Source organism: Pelorhabdus rhamnosifermentans, from assembly GCF_018835585.1.
GTDB lineage: Bacteria > Bacillota > Negativicutes > UMGS1260 > UMGS1260 > Pelorhabdus > Pelorhabdus rhamnosifermentans.
Window position 1 is genome coordinate 26,156 of record NZ_JAHGVE010000003.1, and the last position, 16,391, is coordinate 42,546.

Here is a 16,391-nt window from a genome sequence, read left to right on the forward strand (position 1 = left end):
ATTTATTTTTGTAGCATTTGAAGGGAGTTGGGGATTCTGTTAACATTAATGGGAATTGTTGTTGTCATTGTTGGTTTTGCTTTACGGTTTAATCCACTACTTGTTGTTGTAGTTGCTGGTATTGTGACAGGGCTTGCCGGTCAGGTGCCTGTTGAAAAAATTCTCGCCATATTCGGTCAGGCCTTTGTAAAAAATCGCTATTTATCCCTCTTCATTCTTACATTACCTGTTATTGGTCTGTTAGAGAGAAATGGTTTAAAAGAACAAGCACAGAATTTGATTGGTCTTATTAAGGGGGCTACAACGGGGCGTATTCTGGTATTATATCTGTTCATCCGTGAGGCAGCAGCAGCGATTGGTTTAACGGCGTTAGGTGGTCATGCCCAAATGGTACGCCCCTTAATTGCACCGATGGCAGAAGCGGCAGCTGAAAATAAATACGGAACCCTGTCTGATAAAACACACAATAAGATTAAAGAATTTTCCGCTTCAGTTGATAATGTGGGCGTGTTTTTTGGCGAAGACATTTTTATCGCTTTTGGTGGTGTTTTGCTTATGAAGGGCTTTTTAGAGCAAAATGGCATTTCGTTGGAGCCTTTGCAAATCGCAGTATGGGGGATTCCCACAGCCATTCTGGCTTTTATTATTCATACCGTTCGATTGCTTTGGTTGGATAAAAAAATTGCAGAAGAGTATGGAATAAAGCAGGAAACGGAAAGTTCCGTGAAACAGCCTGTAGAGCAGAAGGAGGCTAGTGCCCTATGATTATTAGTTTAAACTATATTTATTATCTGACGGGAATTTTTATGGCTGTTATTGCCTTCTTTGCTTTGCGTGATAAGAGTAATTCTAAGCGAATATTAACAGCCACTTTTTGGGGACTTTTTGCTATCTCCTTTCTTTTCGGCGATGTCATTCCTGATATGTATATGGGGGTGATCGTTATAGGCATGGCCATTATTGCCGGTTGCGGTGGTGTGCGCATAGGTTCTTATGATGAAGTTTCCAGTGAACAGCGGTTGGCTAGGGCTAAAAAATTGGGAAATCGTTTATTTTGGCCGGCATTGCTTATTCCAGTGATTACAGTCATTGGCACGGTTGGACTAAAGGATGTCAACATTGGTGGTTTGGCCTTACTAGATAAAGGCAATATTACACTGGCTAGTTTAGGTGTTGCCTGTGTGATTGCCTTAATCGTCGCTATGACGTTGACGAGAGAATCCGGTGTTCGTTCGCTCAAAGAATCCCGTCGTTTAATTGATGCTATTGGCTGGGCGGCCGTACTGCCACAAATGCTCGCTACCTTAGGTGCTTTGTTTGCCGCTGCAGGTGTTGGGCAAGTTGTGTCCAGCCTGGTAAGCTCAGCGATTCCTGTTGATAATCGTTTTATGGTTGTTTTGGCGTATACGGTAGGTATGGCCCTCTTTACCATGATTATGGGGAATGCCTTTGCTGCTTTCCCTGTCATGACGGCAGGTGTTGGATTGCCGCTGATTGTTCAAATGCATGGCGGAAATCCGGGAGTCTTGGCAGCCATTGGCATGTTCTCCGGTTATTGTGGCACCTTAATGACGCCCATGGCAGCCAATTATAATATTGTTCCGGCAGCGCTACTTGATTTGCCTGATAAAAATGGTGTCATCAAGGCTCAGATTCCCACGGCTCTGTTACTATTAACAGCGAACGTGTTTTTAATGTACTTTTTGGCTTTTTAGTGAAAAAAATGTAGTAACTGATACTTAATGGTTTTAGTGAGAGAAGGAATAGATGATGAAGGATGTTTCAGCTATGAGTCCGGCACAAATCCGGGCCATGATACGGAAAAACGAATGGGTAAAACCAACAGCAGGAATGGCCAAAGGATTTACGCAAGCGAATTTGGCCATTCTGAAAAAAGAGTTGGCTTTTGATTTTCTGCTGTTTTGTCAACGCAATCCTAGGCCTTGTCCTGTTCTCGATGTAACAGAACCAGGAGCACCGATTCCCCAGCTTGTTGCGCCTGGCGCGGATTTAAGAACGGATATTCCCAAATATCGCATTTATCGGCAGGGTGAATTAGTGGAGGAAGTAACGGATATTAAGAAATACTGGGAAGAGGATATGGTTGCCTTTTTACTCGGTTGTAGTTTTACCTTTGAATATCCCTTACTTGATAATGGTATTCCTGTTCGTCATATTGAGGAAAATTGCAATGTTCCCATGTATAAGACCAATATTCCCTGTGTAAAAGCAGGCTGCTTCGAAGGTCCTGTTGTTGTCAGCATGCGTCCGATTCCTGAAAAGGATGTTGTGCGAGCCGTCCAGGTTACTTCCCGTTTTCCGGCTGTTCATGGTGCTCCGATTCAGATCGGTAATCCTGCGAAAATTGGCATTAAAGATATAGCTAAACCGGATTTTGGTGATGCTGTTACAATCAAGCCTGGTGAGGTCCCGGTGTTCTGGGCTTGCGGTGTTACACCTCAAGCTGCGGCGATGCAAGTCAAGCCTGAATTGATGATTACGCATGCGCCAGGACATATGTTTATTACGGATATTCGTGATGCAGAGCTGGGGGTGTTATAATTGATTCAGCTCATTCCCTGCGGTGAATCAGCTGTTATTGTTGAATTTGGTACAGGCATTCATCCTGAGATTCATTATAAGGTAATGGCTTTTACAGAGGTTCTTGACACAGAGCCTTTTCTAGGCATGATTGAATACATGCCTGCTTATGCCAGTGTGACGGTATTTTATGATCCTGTGAAAGTGAAAAACAGTCAACAAGAATCAGGGAGAGATCAAAGGAAGCTTTCCTGTGAAATTGTTTGTTCCTTGTTAGAAAAAATTCTTGGAAAACTGGATGACTCAGCCTTAAAATCCCCTCGTGTTGTAGAAATTCCAGTCTGTTATGGCGGAGAGTTTGGGCCTGATCTGGAATATGTGGCCGAGCATAATCATCTTACCGTGGATGAAGTCATTCAGATTCATGTAAGCAATCAATGTCTAGTGTATATGATTGGTTTCGCCCCTGGTTTTCCGTATTTAGGCGGTATGTCTGAACGTATTGCCACACCGCGCCGTATAACGCCTCGTCCTGCCATCCCAGCCGGTTCAGTCGGTATTGCGGGTTTGCAAACCGGTGTGTATCCTATTACTACGCCAGGTGGGTGGCAACTCATTGGTCGGACGCCTTTAACGCTTTTTCGTCCCTATAATGATTCCCCAAGTTTGCTGCAAGCGGGCGATTTGATTCAATTTCGTCCCATTTCTGCGCAGAAATTTGAAGAATATAAGGAGAAAAGCCAATGACTATTCATATTCTTCATTCTGGCCTTTTAACGACCCTTCAGGACTTGGGACGGGTCGGTTATCAAAAACAAGGGATTATTGTTAGTGGTGCCATGGACGTTTATTCACTGAGACTCGCCAATTTGTTAGTTGGCAATGATGAAGGGGAGGCAGCCCTTGAGGTGACACTCATGGGGCCTAAGCTGAAATTTGACGACGATACATTGTTGGCTGTGACAGGAGGAAATTTGTCACCTACTATTGATGGGCGGATCTTGCCGATGGGGCGGCCTGTATATGTAAAGGCTGGCAGTATAATAAAGTTTGGTGCTTGTCAATCGGGTTGCCGTGCTTATTTAGCTGTTGCCGGAGGTTATGACGTTCCAAAAGTGATGGGGAGTAAGAGTACCTACCTCCGTGCTGGTTTGGGCGGATTTCATGGACGGTCCCTCCAAAAAGGCGATGTTCTTTCTGTTCAAGCACCGCAAGAAACATCTCTGCGCATGATTCAGCATTTTGTGAAACAACATTCAGCGGTTTCTTTTGTTTCGACAGATTGGTGTGCTGGACGCGGTCAAACGGCTATTTCGTCTGGAAGAGCCATTCGCATTACACGCGGCCGACAGTTTGACTTATTTACGGAGGCCAGTAAAAATGCACTCTTGACAGATTCTTTTCGCGTGACGCCGCAGTCTGATCGCATGGGTTACCGGTTGTCAGGAGCGGTTTTAAAATTAGCTCATCAAGTAGAAATGATATCCGAAGGCATTACGTTAGGAGCTATTCAGGTACCGCCTGATGGTCAGCCAATTATTTTGCTTGCAGACAGACAAACAGCAGGTGGTTATCCCAAGATTGCACAAGTTATAGCAGTAGATGTTGCTGTCATAGCGCAAAGTAAACCGGGTTCGCTTCTTTCATTTCAGGAAGTTTCTGTGGCAGAAGCAGAAAGACTTTATCTAGCAAAAGAAAAAGCCTTTGCTCAATTAAAAGCGGCTGTGAGTTTAAAACTGCAATCATGATTGCTAAGACTTTTGGTTTTATATTAGATGTCCTAGCCTAAGCTATTTTGAGGAGTGAAACAAATGCTTAACAGCGACGAAATAAAAGAATTTATTAAACTTTTTGATCAATCGTCTCTACAACGTTTAGAACTTGAACAAGAATCAACAAAGTTGGTCCTTGTCAAAGGGGAAAATTCTGCTGTAACTTCTCCAACTTCACCGATTCTTCAGGAATCCGCCGTATTGCCTGTAGCAATAGAAAAGCAAGTTTCAAAGCAGGTTATTGAATCTCCTGCCAGCGATTCGCTTTATAAAATTGTTGCGCCTATTGTGGGGACATTTTATTCTGCACCTGAACCAGAAGCCGCTGCTTTTGTGAAAGTCGGTCAAAAAGTTCAAGAAGATACCGTTGTCTGTGTACTGGAATCAATGAAGTTGTTTAACGAAGTCGAAGCGGGAAAACAGGGCGAAATCGTGGAAATACTTGTGAAAGATGGGGAATTTGTTGAATATGGACAACCCCTGTTTTTGGTAAAGCCTGAATAATGTTTTTTGTGCAATAGAGTCACATACAAAGGGGAAGGTCAATGTTTAAAAAAGTGCTTATTGCCAATCGTGGAGAAATTGCTGTAAGAATTATTCGAACGTGCCGTGAAATGGGCATTGCAACTGTTGCAGTTTATTCAGCAGCAGATAAGGAAGCTTTGCACGTCAAACTTGCTGATGAGGCCTATTGTATTGGGCCGGCAGCTTCGAATAAAAGTTATTTAGATATTACTCGGATTATGAGTGTCGCTGTTTTTACTCAGGCCGATGCGATTCATCCCGGTTATGGATTTTTGGCTGAAAATGCCGATTTTGCTGAAATCTGCGAGGCCAGCGGAATTACATTTATTGGTCCTACTGCCGAAGCGATTAAAAAGATGGGTGCCAAAGCCGTTGCAAGAGAAACAATGAAGCAGGCTGGCGTACCTACTGTACCTGGTACAGAGGGGCTTATTCAAGATGTGGAAAAGGCAGTTATTATTGCGCGGGAAATTGGTTATCCCGTGATTGTCAAAGCAACGGCTGGTGGCGGCGGGAAAGGCATGCGTGTTGCTTCCGATGAGGACGAATTACGAAAGGCCATTCGTCAAGCCCAGAAAGAAGCTGAAATTGCTTTTGGTAATGCCGGTGTTTACTTGGAAAAATATTTAGAAGAAACAAGACATGTTGAAATGCAGATTATGGCGGATAGAGAGGGCCATATTGTTTATCTTGGTGAACGGGATTGTTCGATTCAGCGGCGTCATCAAAAGCTGCTTGAAGAGGCTCCATCGCCAGCCCTGGATGAGAAGGTGCGGGCAAAGATGGGACGTGCCGCCATACTCGCAGCGAAGGCTGCCAACTATTATAGTGCTGGAACGGTAGAATTTTTATTAGATAAAAGCGGAAATTTTTATTTTATGGAAATGAATACGCGTATTCAAGTAGAACACTCGGTGACGGAAATGACGACGGGGCGTGATTTGATTAAAGAGCAGATTACTGTTGCAGCAGGGTTGCCTCTGTCATTTGGGCAAAAAGATGTAAAAGTCCATGGTTGGGCTATGGAATGTCGGGTCAACGCCGAAAATCCCGCTAAGAACTTTATGCCGTCGCCAGGTAAGGTGACAGCTTATCTTCCGCCAGGCGGTATCGGTGTACGCGTTGATAGTGCCGCTTATGCTGGCTATGAAATTCCACCCTTTTATGATTCTATGGTAGCCAAGGTCATCGTCTGGGGCAATGATCGCCAAGAAGCCATTGAACGCATGAAGCGAGCTTTAGGTGAATTTGTCATTGAAGGTATTCAAACGACCATTCCTTTTCATCAGCAATTGCTTAAACAAGAAATGTTTATCAAAGGGGCTTGTAATACGAGCTTTTTAGAAACACATGGACATTTGTTTCAGCAAGAAGGGGAATAAGAATTTATGTAGCACGCAGCACACGCCATTTGGCGTGTGTTTTCGGTTTTTCATCTGGAATGTTTTTTGCTATAATCATAGCTATAGATGAGAATGAATGAGTGTTTTTAAGGCAAGTGTTTATTGCAGCATGATGATTTTTGTTGCCATGTGATAGGTAGAATGCAAGAAAGGGGTATAATGATGACTGAAAAAAATAAAATTGGTATTTTTGATTCAGGTATTGGCGGGCTTACCGTACTTTACCAAGCACTTAAAATATTACCTGATGAGGATTATCTTTATTATGCCGATACGAAGCATGTTCCTTATGGAGAAAAATCCAAAGCTGAAGTAAAAAAGTATGTGTTTGAAGCAGTTGATTTTATGGTGAAAAAAAATGTGCAAGCCATTGTTATTGCTTGCAATACGGCGACAGGCGCCGCTGCGGATGATGTGCGAAAAGCCTATAATATTCCCATTCTCGGCATTGAACCTGCTGTGAAACCAGCTCTCGAAATTGGGCAAAGACCTGGTAAAAGAGTGTTAGTGCTAGCTACGCGATTGACACTGCAACAAGATCGTTATCATCAGCTTGTGGCGCGTTTGGATAGCGATCATATTGCTGATGGCGTGCCTTTACCTGGCTTAGTGGAATTCGCTGAGAAATTTCAATTTGATGAAAAGGTTGTTTTGCCTTACCTTACCCGAGCATTTAGTGGACTTGATTTAAACCAGTACAGTACAGTTGTACTGGGGTGCACGCATTTCCCGCTTTTTAAAGATATGTTGCAAAAATTATTTCCTGCGCAGACAGCGATCATTGATGGTAGTGTCGGTACAGTCAAAAATTTAAAAAGAACGTTAGAAAGACGTCAGGCTTTGTTACATACGGGAAGTGGTGCTATTGAATACTATCTTTCCGGCGTGAAAGTAGAAGATGAGAAAAAAGTCCAGCAGTATAGTCAGCTGTTTGACAGGTTAAATCGGATATTATAGGGAATAACATGAGGTACACATTTTTTAGATGAAAAGAGATGACGTCATGGCAAAACCGGATTATAAGCGTTTTGGGTTTATTCCACAGCGCCAACAAGACTATCTTATTATGCGTGTGCGCAATCGCGCAGGCAACATGACAGCAGAAGGGTTGCGCAAGTTAGCCGACCTTGCTGAACGTTATGGTAACGGACAAGTTCATGTTACAACGCGGCAAGCCGTGGAAATTCCTGGCGTGAAAGAAGAACTTTTTGAGGAGGCGCTGCAGGCTGTTCGTGATGCGGGGCTGTTGCCTGCTGTCTGCGGGCCAAGAATGCGCCCTGTTGTGGCTTGCCCTGGAACAGACAGCTGTCCCTATGGGCTCCGGACGACGCGTATATTGGCTGAAAAGTTAGATGCTCAGTTTGTTACGCAAGACTTGCCAGCGAAAACCAAAATTGCCATTAGCGGTTGTCCCAATTCCTGTACAAAGCCGCAAGGCAATGATATTGGATTTAAAGGGGTTGTTGAACCGCTTATTCATCATGAATCGTGTGTCACCTGCGGTGCTTGTGTGCGGCGTTGTCCGTCCAAGGCCATGAGTATTCAGGATGGAACGCTGCACATTGATGCTGCCAAATGTTTGTCTTGTGGCGTATGTATTCGTCTGTGTCCTAAAAAAGCGTTACATCCCGGACGTCAGGGGTATCATATCTATGTCGGTGGCAAGGGTGGCCGTTACTCAAGTGAGGGCGAACTTTTGGCCTCTTTTGTTGAAGAAGAACAAGTTATTTCTTATTTAGAGGCTATTTTGTTAGCTTACGAAGAACTCGCTGATAAGGGAGAACGCCTTCATTTTCTGCTAATGAAAACGGGTCTGGCGGACTTTAAACAAAAAGTAATTGAAAAAATATCGCAATAAAAAGAGTAGGCCTATGAAAGCCAAGAAATTGTTGGTTAACTGGGGCCTACTGCTTTTTGTAATAATAGTGGCGGAGTTATGGTCATTTTGCCTTCTTTTTATGACGTGGTGAATTGACAGGTCGTAGGTTAAAGGATATGATAATATTATTCATAAAAAAATTTGTAAAATGATTGTGCCTTGAAGAAGCATTTTATTGTTGTGTGGGAGATTTACGAAAGGGGTAACAATGATGCAGGTACATATGGATGCAGATGCTCGAAAGTATATTTTAAATCGCGATATTTCTCATCATATTATTACGATTGAAATCATCAAAGAGAATAATATTCCCTTCAATCATTTGGCCAAAGAAGAGATTAAAAATCACATCAGAGTATGGCTTGGAAAAAGTACGGATTATAAAAGTAGTGAATATAGTGAACAAAGTTTGGATGGTGTCATCGTTTATTATGAAAATTCTTTAGCTGATTTTTTTCAAATTCTTCATGTTAAGATCAAACGGGTTTTATTTGTGAAAACGCTGATTGCTACGGTGGAGGATTAAAGTCATTTGCTAAAGCGATTTGACTATTTATAATAGATATGATAAATTATTCTAATAATTATATACTGAGTGAGTTTACGGAGGAGCCTGTCACCAAGGGTTTCTCCTGTTTTTTTTGCAATGATCGAGTTGAAGGAGTGGATTTTATTTTGCATGACATAGCTTTTTATGGTTCTATCGCGATTTTTCTTGTTACTTATGTTTTTATTATCTGGGAGAAAGTGCATCGCATGATTGTGGCCATGACAGGGGGCATCATCATGCTTATACTGGGATTTGTAAGTCAAGATATTGCGATTAAGGATAACATTGATTTTAATACCCTGGGCCTGCTTATCGGGATGATGGTTCTTGTTACAATTACTAGAAGGACAGGTGTTTTTGAAGCTATTGCTATTTGGGCGGCGTGTATTACACGTGGCTATTCCCTCGGGCTTTTAGGACTGCTTTCTGTTATTACAGCTGTTGCTTCGGCATTTTTAGACAATGTAACGACAGTACTTCTTATTGTGCCTGTCACATTGACTTTGACAGAAAAGCTGCAAGTGAGTCCTACGCCTTTTTTGATTTCAGAGATTATGGCTTCTAATATTGGCGGCGCTGCCACACTTATTGGTGATCCACCCAATATTATGATTGGCAGTGCTACGGGACTGGGGTTTAATAAATTCATTTATTACTTAGCTCCCGTGTGTATGGTGATTTTCGTGATTACTATTGGTCTCTTAGCTTTTTTATATCGAAATGATCTTGACGTCGATGAAGATAGTCGGCAGAAGGTATTGAAACTTCATTTTCAAGATGTAATTAAAGACTGGCAACTATTAAAAAAATCACTGGCTGTTTTTGGACTTACAATTTTGGGCTTTATTTTACATGCTCAGCTTCATTTAGAGTCTGCTACGATTGCGTTAGCAGGTGCTATGTTGCTTATGCTCCTGAGTCGGGAGGAACCGGAAGATATTCTGCTTCATGTGGAATGGCCGACGCTCTTTTTCTTCGTGGGTCTCTTTGTACTAGTCGGAGGACTCAAGGCTACGGGTGTTATTGAAGAGCTTGCCAAATGGGCTCTTAGCATTACTCATGGCCAAGTGATGGCAACATCGCTCGTCGTTCTCTGGCTGTCAGCCATTGCTTCCGCTTTTATCGATAATATTCCATTTGTAGCTACCATGATTCCCATGCTACAAGACATGGGGCAGATTTCTGGTATGTCCTTAGAACCTGTGTGGTGGTCTCTGGCTCTGGGAGCCTGTTTAGGTGGAAATGGCACACTCATTGGGGCGTCGGCCAATGTGATTGTCGCTGGTATTGCCGAGAAACAGGGCATAGCGCTTACTTTTCGCCAATATTTTAAAGTAGCTTTTCCACTTATGATATTGTCCATTGTGATTTGCCAAATTTGGTTTAATTTATATTAGAGAAGTTACTGCTTAAATTTTACAAAAAAGGTTGTGCCGCTTTTTTTGGTATCGATGGTAATAACCGCATTGTGACGGTTGGCAATACTATAACAAACAGCAAGTCCTAAGCCTGTTCCGGTATCTTTCGTTGTTATGAAAGGGGTACCTAACTTATCTAAAAGGTCGGGCGCTATTCCGTAGCCTTCATCCTGGACAGCAAGAATGACTTCATTTTTATCTTGATAGGTCTTAATCATCAGGCAAGCTCCGGCTGGCATGGCTTCCAGACCATTGTAAGCAAGATTCAAAATGAGTTGGCGGATTTCTTTGGCATCAATGAGTACATTCGGTATCTTAGCCAGCTTTAGTTTTAAAATTTTATTTGAAAGTGTTGCTTCAGCTTGAATAAGCGGTGCCAGAGACTGAATGACTGAATTTAGGTTTTGTGGTTCTAAACATACCGCTCTGTTTTTGGCAAGTGAAAGAAACTCCGTGATAATGGCATTTGCGCGATCCAGTTCTTCAATCATGAGAGTGAAATAATCTGTGAAGTCTGCGCACTTTTTTTTGCCGCTGAGCAATTGAAGAAAGCCGCGCACCGTTGTCATGGGATTTCTTATTTCATGTGCGATACTAGCAGCCATTTCACCGACTAGCTTTAATTGGTCCAGGCGGGTAATTTTATTTTGCAGTTGTTGTAGCTCTGTAATATCACGGACGATATCTGATTCGTGAATTTCCGTGATGACCTGAATTTGTTGGCGCAAAGCAGCGATTTCATTTAGAAGTTGTTCCTTGCTTTTTTCAGTATCTTTCATAAGACACCCCAAATTTTATAATAATAATACTTATTTCGACTAAAAACGACATGATACCTTTGCTGTCGCTAGCTTTCCTGACAGCAATGCGGGACGAATCGAGAATAGCGTAAGTGATAAAAAAACAGCCTGCTCTTTAAGCGGCTGTTTTTAGCAGGATTATTTTCAGTCGGTTGGAGCATGAGAAAGGGCTCTTAGACGGCTATATTCACGGGCTTTGTACCAAAGAATCGGTAAGAGGAGAAGAGGAACACCGAGGTAGAGTGAAGTGCGCAGATCTTCATTATAGGCAACAAAAAATAGGCAAGCGATCTGAGCCCAGATGCCAAAGTGAGTGAGATACGGGAAAAAGGGGGTCCGATACTGCAAAGACGACGCATCTTTTCCGTTCTTTTTCAGACGCCGCCGGAATTTTAGTTGACACCAGCAGATCGAAATCCAGGCAATAGCACCAGTAAAGCCAGATAGAGCCAACATGTAGGTATATACGGATTTTGTCGTATCTAGTGTATAGAAGATAATCGTAATCCAGCAGCCAATGATGGATATGAGAGAAGCATTTTGTGGAACACCTCTTCTATTAAGTTTAGCTAACCACTGCGGAGCCATGTCTTCCTGTGCCAGAGCGAAAATAGCTCGGCTACAGCCGTACAGTCCTGAATTTGAACAGGAAAGGGCAGCCGTTAATACGACTAAAGAGAATAGCCCACCAGCCCAGGGCATGCCATAGCTGTTGAGTGCCGTGGCAAATACACTCTCTTCCAGTCCGGCCTTTTGCCATGGCGTAATGCTTACCAATAGTAGGATCGGAATAAGGTATAACGAGATAATGCGAAACGAAACGTTTTTAATGGCTCTAGGAATGCTTTTGGCGGGATTACCACTTTCACCAGCAGCTAGACCAATGATTTCCGAGCCTTGAAAGTTAACCATGACAATCACCATTGTTAGCAGTACGGACAGCGGGCCTTTCGGTGTAAAGCCCCCATCAGATAACAAAAATTTTGTACCGATAAAGCCTTGTTCACCAATAATTCCTAAAAAAATCAATGCAGCTAGCATAACAAACATAAATAACGCCATAATTTTGATAAGCGCTAGCCAAAATTCAATTTCTCCAAAGGATTCGACTTGCGATAAATTAATCACAGTAACTATTAGACCAAATAATATTGCCCACCACATGGCGCTAATGGCTGGAAAATAGTTGTTCATAATAATGCCGCCAGCAATCATTTCAGAGGGAATATAGGTTACCCAGGTGAGCCAGTATGACCATCCCACTCCACAGGCCCATGCGGGGGAAATTAATTTTCTGGAATAGGTTACGAACGAACCTGAAATAGGCATGGCAACAGCGAGTTCACCTAGACAGCACATCACACATACTACAATGATCCCACCTAGCAAATAGGATAGAAACGCACCGGGGCCTGTGGTGCTGATGATATAGCCAGTGCCTAGAAAATAGCCGCTGCCGATAATACCGCCTAAGGCTATCAACTGAATGTGTCGTGTTTTTAATGATCGAGATAGCTGGGGTTCTTCCTCGTTTATTTTCATATGTAAAGTCTCCTTATCGAAAAAATATAAGAAACAGAGAGTCTAATAAGCTGCATTTTTTATATTAGAACATTTGTGTAGGAATAACAAGACTTTACTATATAAATAATGTCATAACATCTTAGTTATTTTTTAGCTATCAATGAACTCCCCTATTTTCGTGCTATAATAATATTCGAATTTCTAAAACAGGGGGTTGTAAGTTTGGAGTATAAGATAGAAATGCTATGGGCTGGATTCATATTAGTTGCTCTGCTCGTCATATTCACGCTAGGGAAGAGCCCACTATTTAGGGTGGATCGTGCGGGTGCAACTATTATTGGAGCAGTAGCGATGATTGGTACTGGCGTATTATCATTTAGCGCCGCAACAGCGGCTGTTGATTATAAAACGATTATTATCTTATTCTCCATGATGATCATAGTGGCTAATTTGAAATTGGCCGGCTTTTTTGAACTTGTGGGAAACATAGTCTGCCAAAGAGTCCATACTAAAAAACAATTGCTTTTAGCCGTTCTTATAGCTAGTGGTCTCATGTCGGCATTGGTGATCAATGATATTATTTGCTTGCTTTTTACACCTGTAGTATTGCTTATATGTAAAAAAGCCCAGTGCAATCCATTGCCGCATCTTTTGGGTGTAGCAGTGGCCTCTAATATTGGCAGTGCTTCAACACTCTTAGGTAATCCACAGAATATCTTAGTAGGCAGTCTGTCTGGTATGTCATTTATGTCCTATTTTATTATGGCTAGTCCTGTTGCGGTCATTGGTTTAATCACTGCCTATTTTGTCCTGTCATATTATTACCGGAGGGAACTGGAAGGAAATTGTTCTGCATCTTTGTTAAGTGACAGTAATGTTCATATGTACTTGATTGTTAAAAGTTTGATTGTATTAATATTAGTACTAGTCGTTTATATTACGGGCTATGATTTGGCGTTGGCATCTAGTTTGGGAGGAGCTTTATTGCTTATTACGCGACGCATTAAACCCAATAAAGTATATTCGAGTGTGGATTTTAATCTTCTTGTTATTTTTATTGGTCTTTTCGTTATTGTGGCTGGCGTTGAAAGTAGCGGCTTGGCAGCTTTCGTTTTTGAACATTTGATTTCTTCAGATTTGCAAAATATCGGAGCTTTTGCAGCCGTGACGCTCATTCTATCCAATCTAGTAAGTAACGTTCCAGCAGTTTTATTAATGAAATTTATGATACCTGCGATCAATGGAGAATATTGGTGGAAGGCTTTGGCTTTATTTTCAACGTTAGCCGGAAATTTGACGATTACCGGTTCTATTGCTAATTTGATTGTCGTCGAAATTGCAAAACGTGAGCAGGTTCATATCCATGCTTTAGAATATTTCAAGGTTGGATTTCCTTTGACAATCGTGACGACGACAGTTGGAATACTATGGTTGTATATAAACTAGTTCCAGTATTATGGCTTTATATTGGCTGGACAGCTATTTTGCGTTTCATACTGCGTATAGTAGCTTTCATTTCTTTATCAACGCGGAAAGACTCCGTGATTTTTTGTAGTGCCTTATTATAGGTGAAATTATCTAAGGTGTTATTTTTTAAATAGGCCATGGTTTTTGCTGGATATTTGATAAAGCAAATAGAAATTGCCCAGGCTACAGCCATTTTGACGTAATAGCCCTCGTGTTTTGCCCTGTCTAATAGCATTAAGACTCGATCGATATATTCATCATCAATATAAAAATTCAGCAGCATGACAATGCCAAACCGTAGTTGAAATTCTTGGCGTGACAGAAGATAGGGCTGTAAAAATTCCCAAACACGCGTTTTATATTTCTTCGTGATTTTGAGGCTGTTGCAAAAGCTGTCGCATATCCCCCAATTGGTGATTTTAGGAACAAAGAATGTGACGTAATGTAAAATTTCTTCTATATCCGCTTTGGCATAACCGATGACCAGACCTTGTAACATAATTTCTTCGTGATAATCTTCTTGTGCTGTTGCTAGAAAGTCACGCCAATCATTCTTGGCAAGTTCCTTTGCTAGTTCCCGCAATCGCGGTAGGCGTACACCTAAAATATTGTCTATACCAGGAAATAGCTTGCTGTGAAATTGTCGGTATTTTTCATCCCTGAGTTCGAAAATGCGTCTTCTTACGGCGTTTTCCATGTAATCCTCCTCGTTTTGCATCTAGTGTGACTAGGCTAGTTTTATTTTATCACAAGGATGATAATAGCTAAAATTATGGCATGAAGTAGCAAAAGCATAGGAAACCTTTGCTAGAAGGTGATTTGTAATATGAATTTCTTGTATGTTCTAGCTTTTTTTGCAAACAAGTAACAAACTATTTGCCTATATCATATTTTATACAACAAAAAATAAGTGAAATAGGAGAGTTGTGATGAATTACTGTGTGGCAATAAAAGCAGAACACGGAATCGATATCGTTCCAGGCAATTACCTTTCAACTGTAGCGTTGGCTGACGGCTGTATAATAGCGGGTAGCGAAGGATTTGACGACTTCCAATTGCATTCAATTCTGCAGCCTGGCAAATGTGTAGCTGGATTGGGAAGGAAGAAGTCTTATTCTCTTGATAGTCTTCCTAATGGATTATCAGCTTTGGAAGCTGCTCCAGCCGAAAACTTTTATTTGAATGATACGCAGCATTTGGCTATAAAAGTTACAACAAATATATTTTTTGATCAAGGATTATTTACTCATTATTTAGCTTTGCGTGTTGCGAGAAATTTTGAACCCTTTGTAGAAATTTCTTTATTGCGTCCAGACATTGCAATTGATTGGATAGGGCGTGGCGTTTTTATTATTCAACTTGGTTTATTTGAAAAATAAGGCTTTATCATTTCTTATTAAATGATAAATGGAGTAAGAAATTCAGCAACTAACCAGGCAGTTATGATACGCATCAAGATACCAATGCAGGCTGCTCGCACACATTCTGCCTCTGATAAGTCAGAAACGTCTTTCCAGATCATTGGAATTTGTCCAAAAATGAGTGAAAGTGGAAATCCTGATGCAGCTAATACAAAAGAACCTACCACCATTTTAGCGGGGAGTACGCCAGCTGTTTTTACTAACATGCCCATCGCTAGCGTAGGTGAAGCAAGCACTGATACAATGCCTGTTTCTACATCAATCGATAAAAAGCTTAGAATGTTGCTAAGTCCGGTTTGTATGATTTGCCATATGCCGAAGTACTCCAAAGTACCAATAATCGCAAATATCGTGGCTGCTGCCGGTATGACAATCAGAAATAGGACTTCTGCACCTTCACGGGCAGCGCCAAACAACACAGCCAAAATAGGAGTGGTCGGTGTAAATCTTGGTAGTTCTTGGAGCGCTACTTTTTTGGTATCACGATAAATTGTATTTTTTAAAATGAAAGGCACTAATATAATCGGCAGGAAGACAACAAGTAAAACTAAGGGCAATACGTTAATTTTTGCAAAGGTCAATGCAGTAAGGCCCAACATAAAGGTTGAAAAGGATTGCTGAGACTGTACCATGGTAGCAATGGCAATTTTTTGTTCATCTTTGGTTGCTCCTGCTTTCTTCACACTGGGACCAGCAATTTTTCCTGCTGCATTAATATCGCCAATAATATGATAGATTGCAGGAAGTACAACAGCTGGATTAATTCCAATTTTTTGTGTAATGGGTGCAAAGATTCGTACAAGGGCGTCTGTAAAACCAGCTCGTTCCAATATTCTCCCGATAATAACACCGCAAACAATAGCCCAGCCGACAATATTCATCAAAAATGCATCAAAGCAAATGGATTTTACTTTGTTCGCTGCTGCTGTAAAAGCTCCGGCTACCGGGACTGGGAAACATAAGGCTAAAAGTGCTAAAGCAACCATAGTAAATCCTAGAATTTCTATTTTTGTTATTTCCCGCTTTTTAATAGCGCTATTTGTTATAGCGATTGAATGATTTTCCATGGATTGTTCCTCCCTTATATTTTG

At 41.5% G+C, this 16,391-nt stretch carries 17 protein-coding genes; 13 read left to right on the forward strand and 4 right to left on the reverse strand.

Going from position 1 to position 16,391, the window contains the following annotated elements:
- The first annotated feature begins 48 nt into the window (after positions 1-48).
- From Ga0466249_RS04960 to Ga0466249_RS05010, 11 genes are all read left to right on the forward strand, one after another.
- Positions 49-765: a DUF969 domain-containing protein gene (locus Ga0466249_RS04960; protein ID WP_246588482.1), complete on the forward strand. Its 717-nt coding sequence runs from the start codon at positions 49-51 to the stop codon at positions 763-765.
- Positions 762-1,715, forward strand: a complete 954-nt coding sequence (locus Ga0466249_RS04965) for a DUF979 domain-containing protein (protein WP_215828343.1) — start codon at positions 762-764, stop codon at positions 1,713-1,715. Before Ga0466249_RS04960 ends, Ga0466249_RS04965 begins: the two co-directional genes overlap by 4 nt.
- A 52-nt stretch (positions 1,716-1,767) precedes the next feature.
- Positions 1,768-2,562 (forward strand): putative hydro-lyase, encoded by a 795-nt coding sequence (locus Ga0466249_RS04970; protein WP_246588483.1) that lies wholly within the window; start codon positions 1,768-1,770, stop codon positions 2,560-2,562.
- Positions 2,563-3,288, forward strand: a complete 726-nt coding sequence (gene pxpB, locus Ga0466249_RS04975) for a 5-oxoprolinase subunit PxpB (RefSeq protein ID WP_215828344.1) — start codon at positions 2,563-2,565, stop codon at positions 3,286-3,288.
- Positions 3,285-4,289 carry a 5-oxoprolinase subunit C family protein gene (locus Ga0466249_RS04980; RefSeq protein WP_215828345.1) on the forward strand — a complete coding sequence of 335 codons (1,005 nt, stop codon included), beginning with the start codon at positions 3,285-3,287 and terminating at the stop codon, positions 4,287-4,289. Before pxpB ends, Ga0466249_RS04980 begins: the two co-directional genes overlap by 4 nt.
- A gap of 63 nt (positions 4,290-4,352) precedes the next feature.
- Positions 4,353-4,817, forward strand: coding sequence for an acetyl-CoA carboxylase biotin carboxyl carrier protein (gene accB / locus Ga0466249_RS04985; protein ID WP_215828346.1), 465 nt, complete (start codon positions 4,353-4,355; stop codon positions 4,815-4,817).
- A 41-nt stretch (positions 4,818-4,858) separates the two neighbouring features.
- Positions 4,859-6,220, forward strand: coding sequence for an acetyl-CoA carboxylase biotin carboxylase subunit (accC, locus tag Ga0466249_RS04990; RefSeq protein WP_215828347.1), 1,362 nt, complete (start codon positions 4,859-4,861; stop codon positions 6,218-6,220).
- A gap of 180 nt (positions 6,221-6,400) precedes the next feature.
- Complete coding sequence (gene murI, locus Ga0466249_RS04995; protein ID WP_246588484.1) at positions 6,401-7,198, forward strand: glutamate racemase; 798 nt, start codon at positions 6,401-6,403, stop codon at positions 7,196-7,198.
- Between the two features lie 46 nt (positions 7,199-7,244).
- Positions 7,245-8,099, forward strand: coding sequence for a ferredoxin-like domain-containing protein (locus tag Ga0466249_RS05000; RefSeq protein WP_215828348.1), 855 nt, complete (start codon positions 7,245-7,247; stop codon positions 8,097-8,099).
- Positions 8,100-8,328: 229 nt separating this feature from the next.
- Positions 8,329-8,646, forward strand: a complete 318-nt coding sequence (locus Ga0466249_RS05005; protein WP_215828349.1) for a CC/Se motif containing family — start codon at positions 8,329-8,331, stop codon at positions 8,644-8,646.
- 149 nt (positions 8,647-8,795) lie between these two features.
- Positions 8,796-10,067: an ArsB/NhaD family transporter gene (locus Ga0466249_RS05010; protein ID WP_246588485.1), complete on the forward strand. Its 1,272-nt coding sequence runs from the start codon at positions 8,796-8,798 to the stop codon at positions 10,065-10,067.
- 5 nt (positions 10,068-10,072) lie between these two features.
- Here the strand turns inward: Ga0466249_RS05010 and Ga0466249_RS05015 are convergent, their stop codons facing one another.
- Positions 10,073-10,867, reverse strand: a complete 795-nt coding sequence (locus Ga0466249_RS05015; protein WP_215828351.1) for an ATP-binding protein — start codon at positions 10,865-10,867, stop codon at positions 10,073-10,075.
- Between the two features lie 165 nt (positions 10,868-11,032).
- A complete protein-coding gene (locus Ga0466249_RS05020; RefSeq protein ID WP_215828352.1) occupies positions 11,033-12,430 on the reverse strand; it encodes an amino acid permease in 1,398 nt (465 codons plus the stop codon).
- 204 nt (positions 12,431-12,634) lie between these two features.
- Between Ga0466249_RS05020 and Ga0466249_RS05025 the strand changes: the two genes are divergently transcribed.
- Complete coding sequence (locus tag Ga0466249_RS05025; RefSeq protein ID WP_246588486.1) at positions 12,635-13,858, forward strand: ArsB/NhaD family transporter; 1,224 nt, start codon at positions 12,635-12,637, stop codon at positions 13,856-13,858.
- 16 nt (positions 13,859-13,874) lie between these two features.
- On the opposite strand, the gene Ga0466249_RS05030 is transcribed toward Ga0466249_RS05025, so the two are convergent.
- On the reverse strand, positions 13,875-14,576 hold the full coding sequence (locus tag Ga0466249_RS05030) for a DNA alkylation repair protein (protein WP_215828353.1): 702 nt from the start codon (positions 14,574-14,576) through the stop codon (positions 13,875-13,877).
- A gap of 244 nt (positions 14,577-14,820) precedes the next feature.
- Here Ga0466249_RS05030 and Ga0466249_RS05035 point away from each other — a divergent pair, with 244 nt between their 5' ends.
- On the forward strand, positions 14,821-15,258 hold the full coding sequence (locus Ga0466249_RS05035) for a hypothetical protein (RefSeq protein ID WP_215828354.1): 438 nt from the start codon (positions 14,821-14,823) through the stop codon (positions 15,256-15,258).
- Between the two features lie 17 nt (positions 15,259-15,275).
- Here Ga0466249_RS05035 and Ga0466249_RS05040 read toward each other — a convergent pair whose 3' ends face one another.
- Positions 15,276-16,367 carry a hypothetical protein gene (locus Ga0466249_RS05040; protein ID WP_215828355.1) on the reverse strand — a complete coding sequence of 364 codons (1,092 nt, stop codon included), beginning with the start codon at positions 16,365-16,367 and terminating at the stop codon, positions 15,276-15,278.
- Positions 16,368-16,391: the final 24 nt, after the last annotated feature.

What these genes read in the sequence shown, in the direction of transcription:
- accC (WP_215828347.1), top strand. Translation starts at nt 4,859, where the DNA reads ATGTTTAAAAAAGTGCTTATTGCCAATCGTGGAGAAATTGCTGTAAGA.
- Ga0466249_RS04980 (WP_215828345.1), top strand. Translation starts at nt 3,285, where the DNA reads ATGACTATTCATATTCTTCATTCTGGCCTTTTAACGACCCTTCAGGAC.
- murI (WP_246588484.1), top strand. Translation starts at nt 6,401, where the DNA reads ATGATGACTGAAAAAAATAAAATTGGTATTTTTGATTCAGGTATTGGC.
- Ga0466249_RS05015 (WP_215828351.1), bottom strand. Translation starts at nt 10,867, where the DNA reads ATGAAAGATACTGAAAAAAGCAAGGAACAACTTCTAAATGAAATCGCT.
- Ga0466249_RS05030 (WP_215828353.1), bottom strand. Translation starts at nt 14,576, where the DNA reads ATGGAAAACGCCGTAAGAAGACGCATTTTCGAACTCAGGGATGAAAAA.
- Ga0466249_RS05020 (WP_215828352.1), bottom strand. Translation starts at nt 12,430, where the DNA reads ATGAAAATAAACGAGGAAGAACCCCAGCTATCTCGATCATTAAAAACA.
- accB (WP_215828346.1), top strand. Translation starts at nt 4,353, where the DNA reads ATGCTTAACAGCGACGAAATAAAAGAATTTATTAAACTTTTTGATCAA.
- Ga0466249_RS05005 (WP_215828349.1), top strand. Translation starts at nt 8,329, where the DNA reads ATGATGCAGGTACATATGGATGCAGATGCTCGAAAGTATATTTTAAAT.
- Ga0466249_RS05040 (WP_215828355.1), bottom strand. Translation starts at nt 16,367, where the DNA reads ATGGAAAATCATTCAATCGCTATAACAAATAGCGCTATTAAAAAGCGG.
- Ga0466249_RS04970 (WP_246588483.1), top strand. Translation starts at nt 1,768, where the DNA reads ATGATGAAGGATGTTTCAGCTATGAGTCCGGCACAAATCCGGGCCATG.
- Ga0466249_RS04965 (WP_215828343.1), top strand. Translation starts at nt 762, where the DNA reads ATGATTATTAGTTTAAACTATATTTATTATCTGACGGGAATTTTTATG.
- Ga0466249_RS05000 (WP_215828348.1), top strand. Translation starts at nt 7,245, where the DNA reads ATGGCAAAACCGGATTATAAGCGTTTTGGGTTTATTCCACAGCGCCAA.
- Ga0466249_RS04960 (WP_246588482.1), top strand. Translation starts at nt 49, where the DNA reads ATGGGAATTGTTGTTGTCATTGTTGGTTTTGCTTTACGGTTTAATCCA.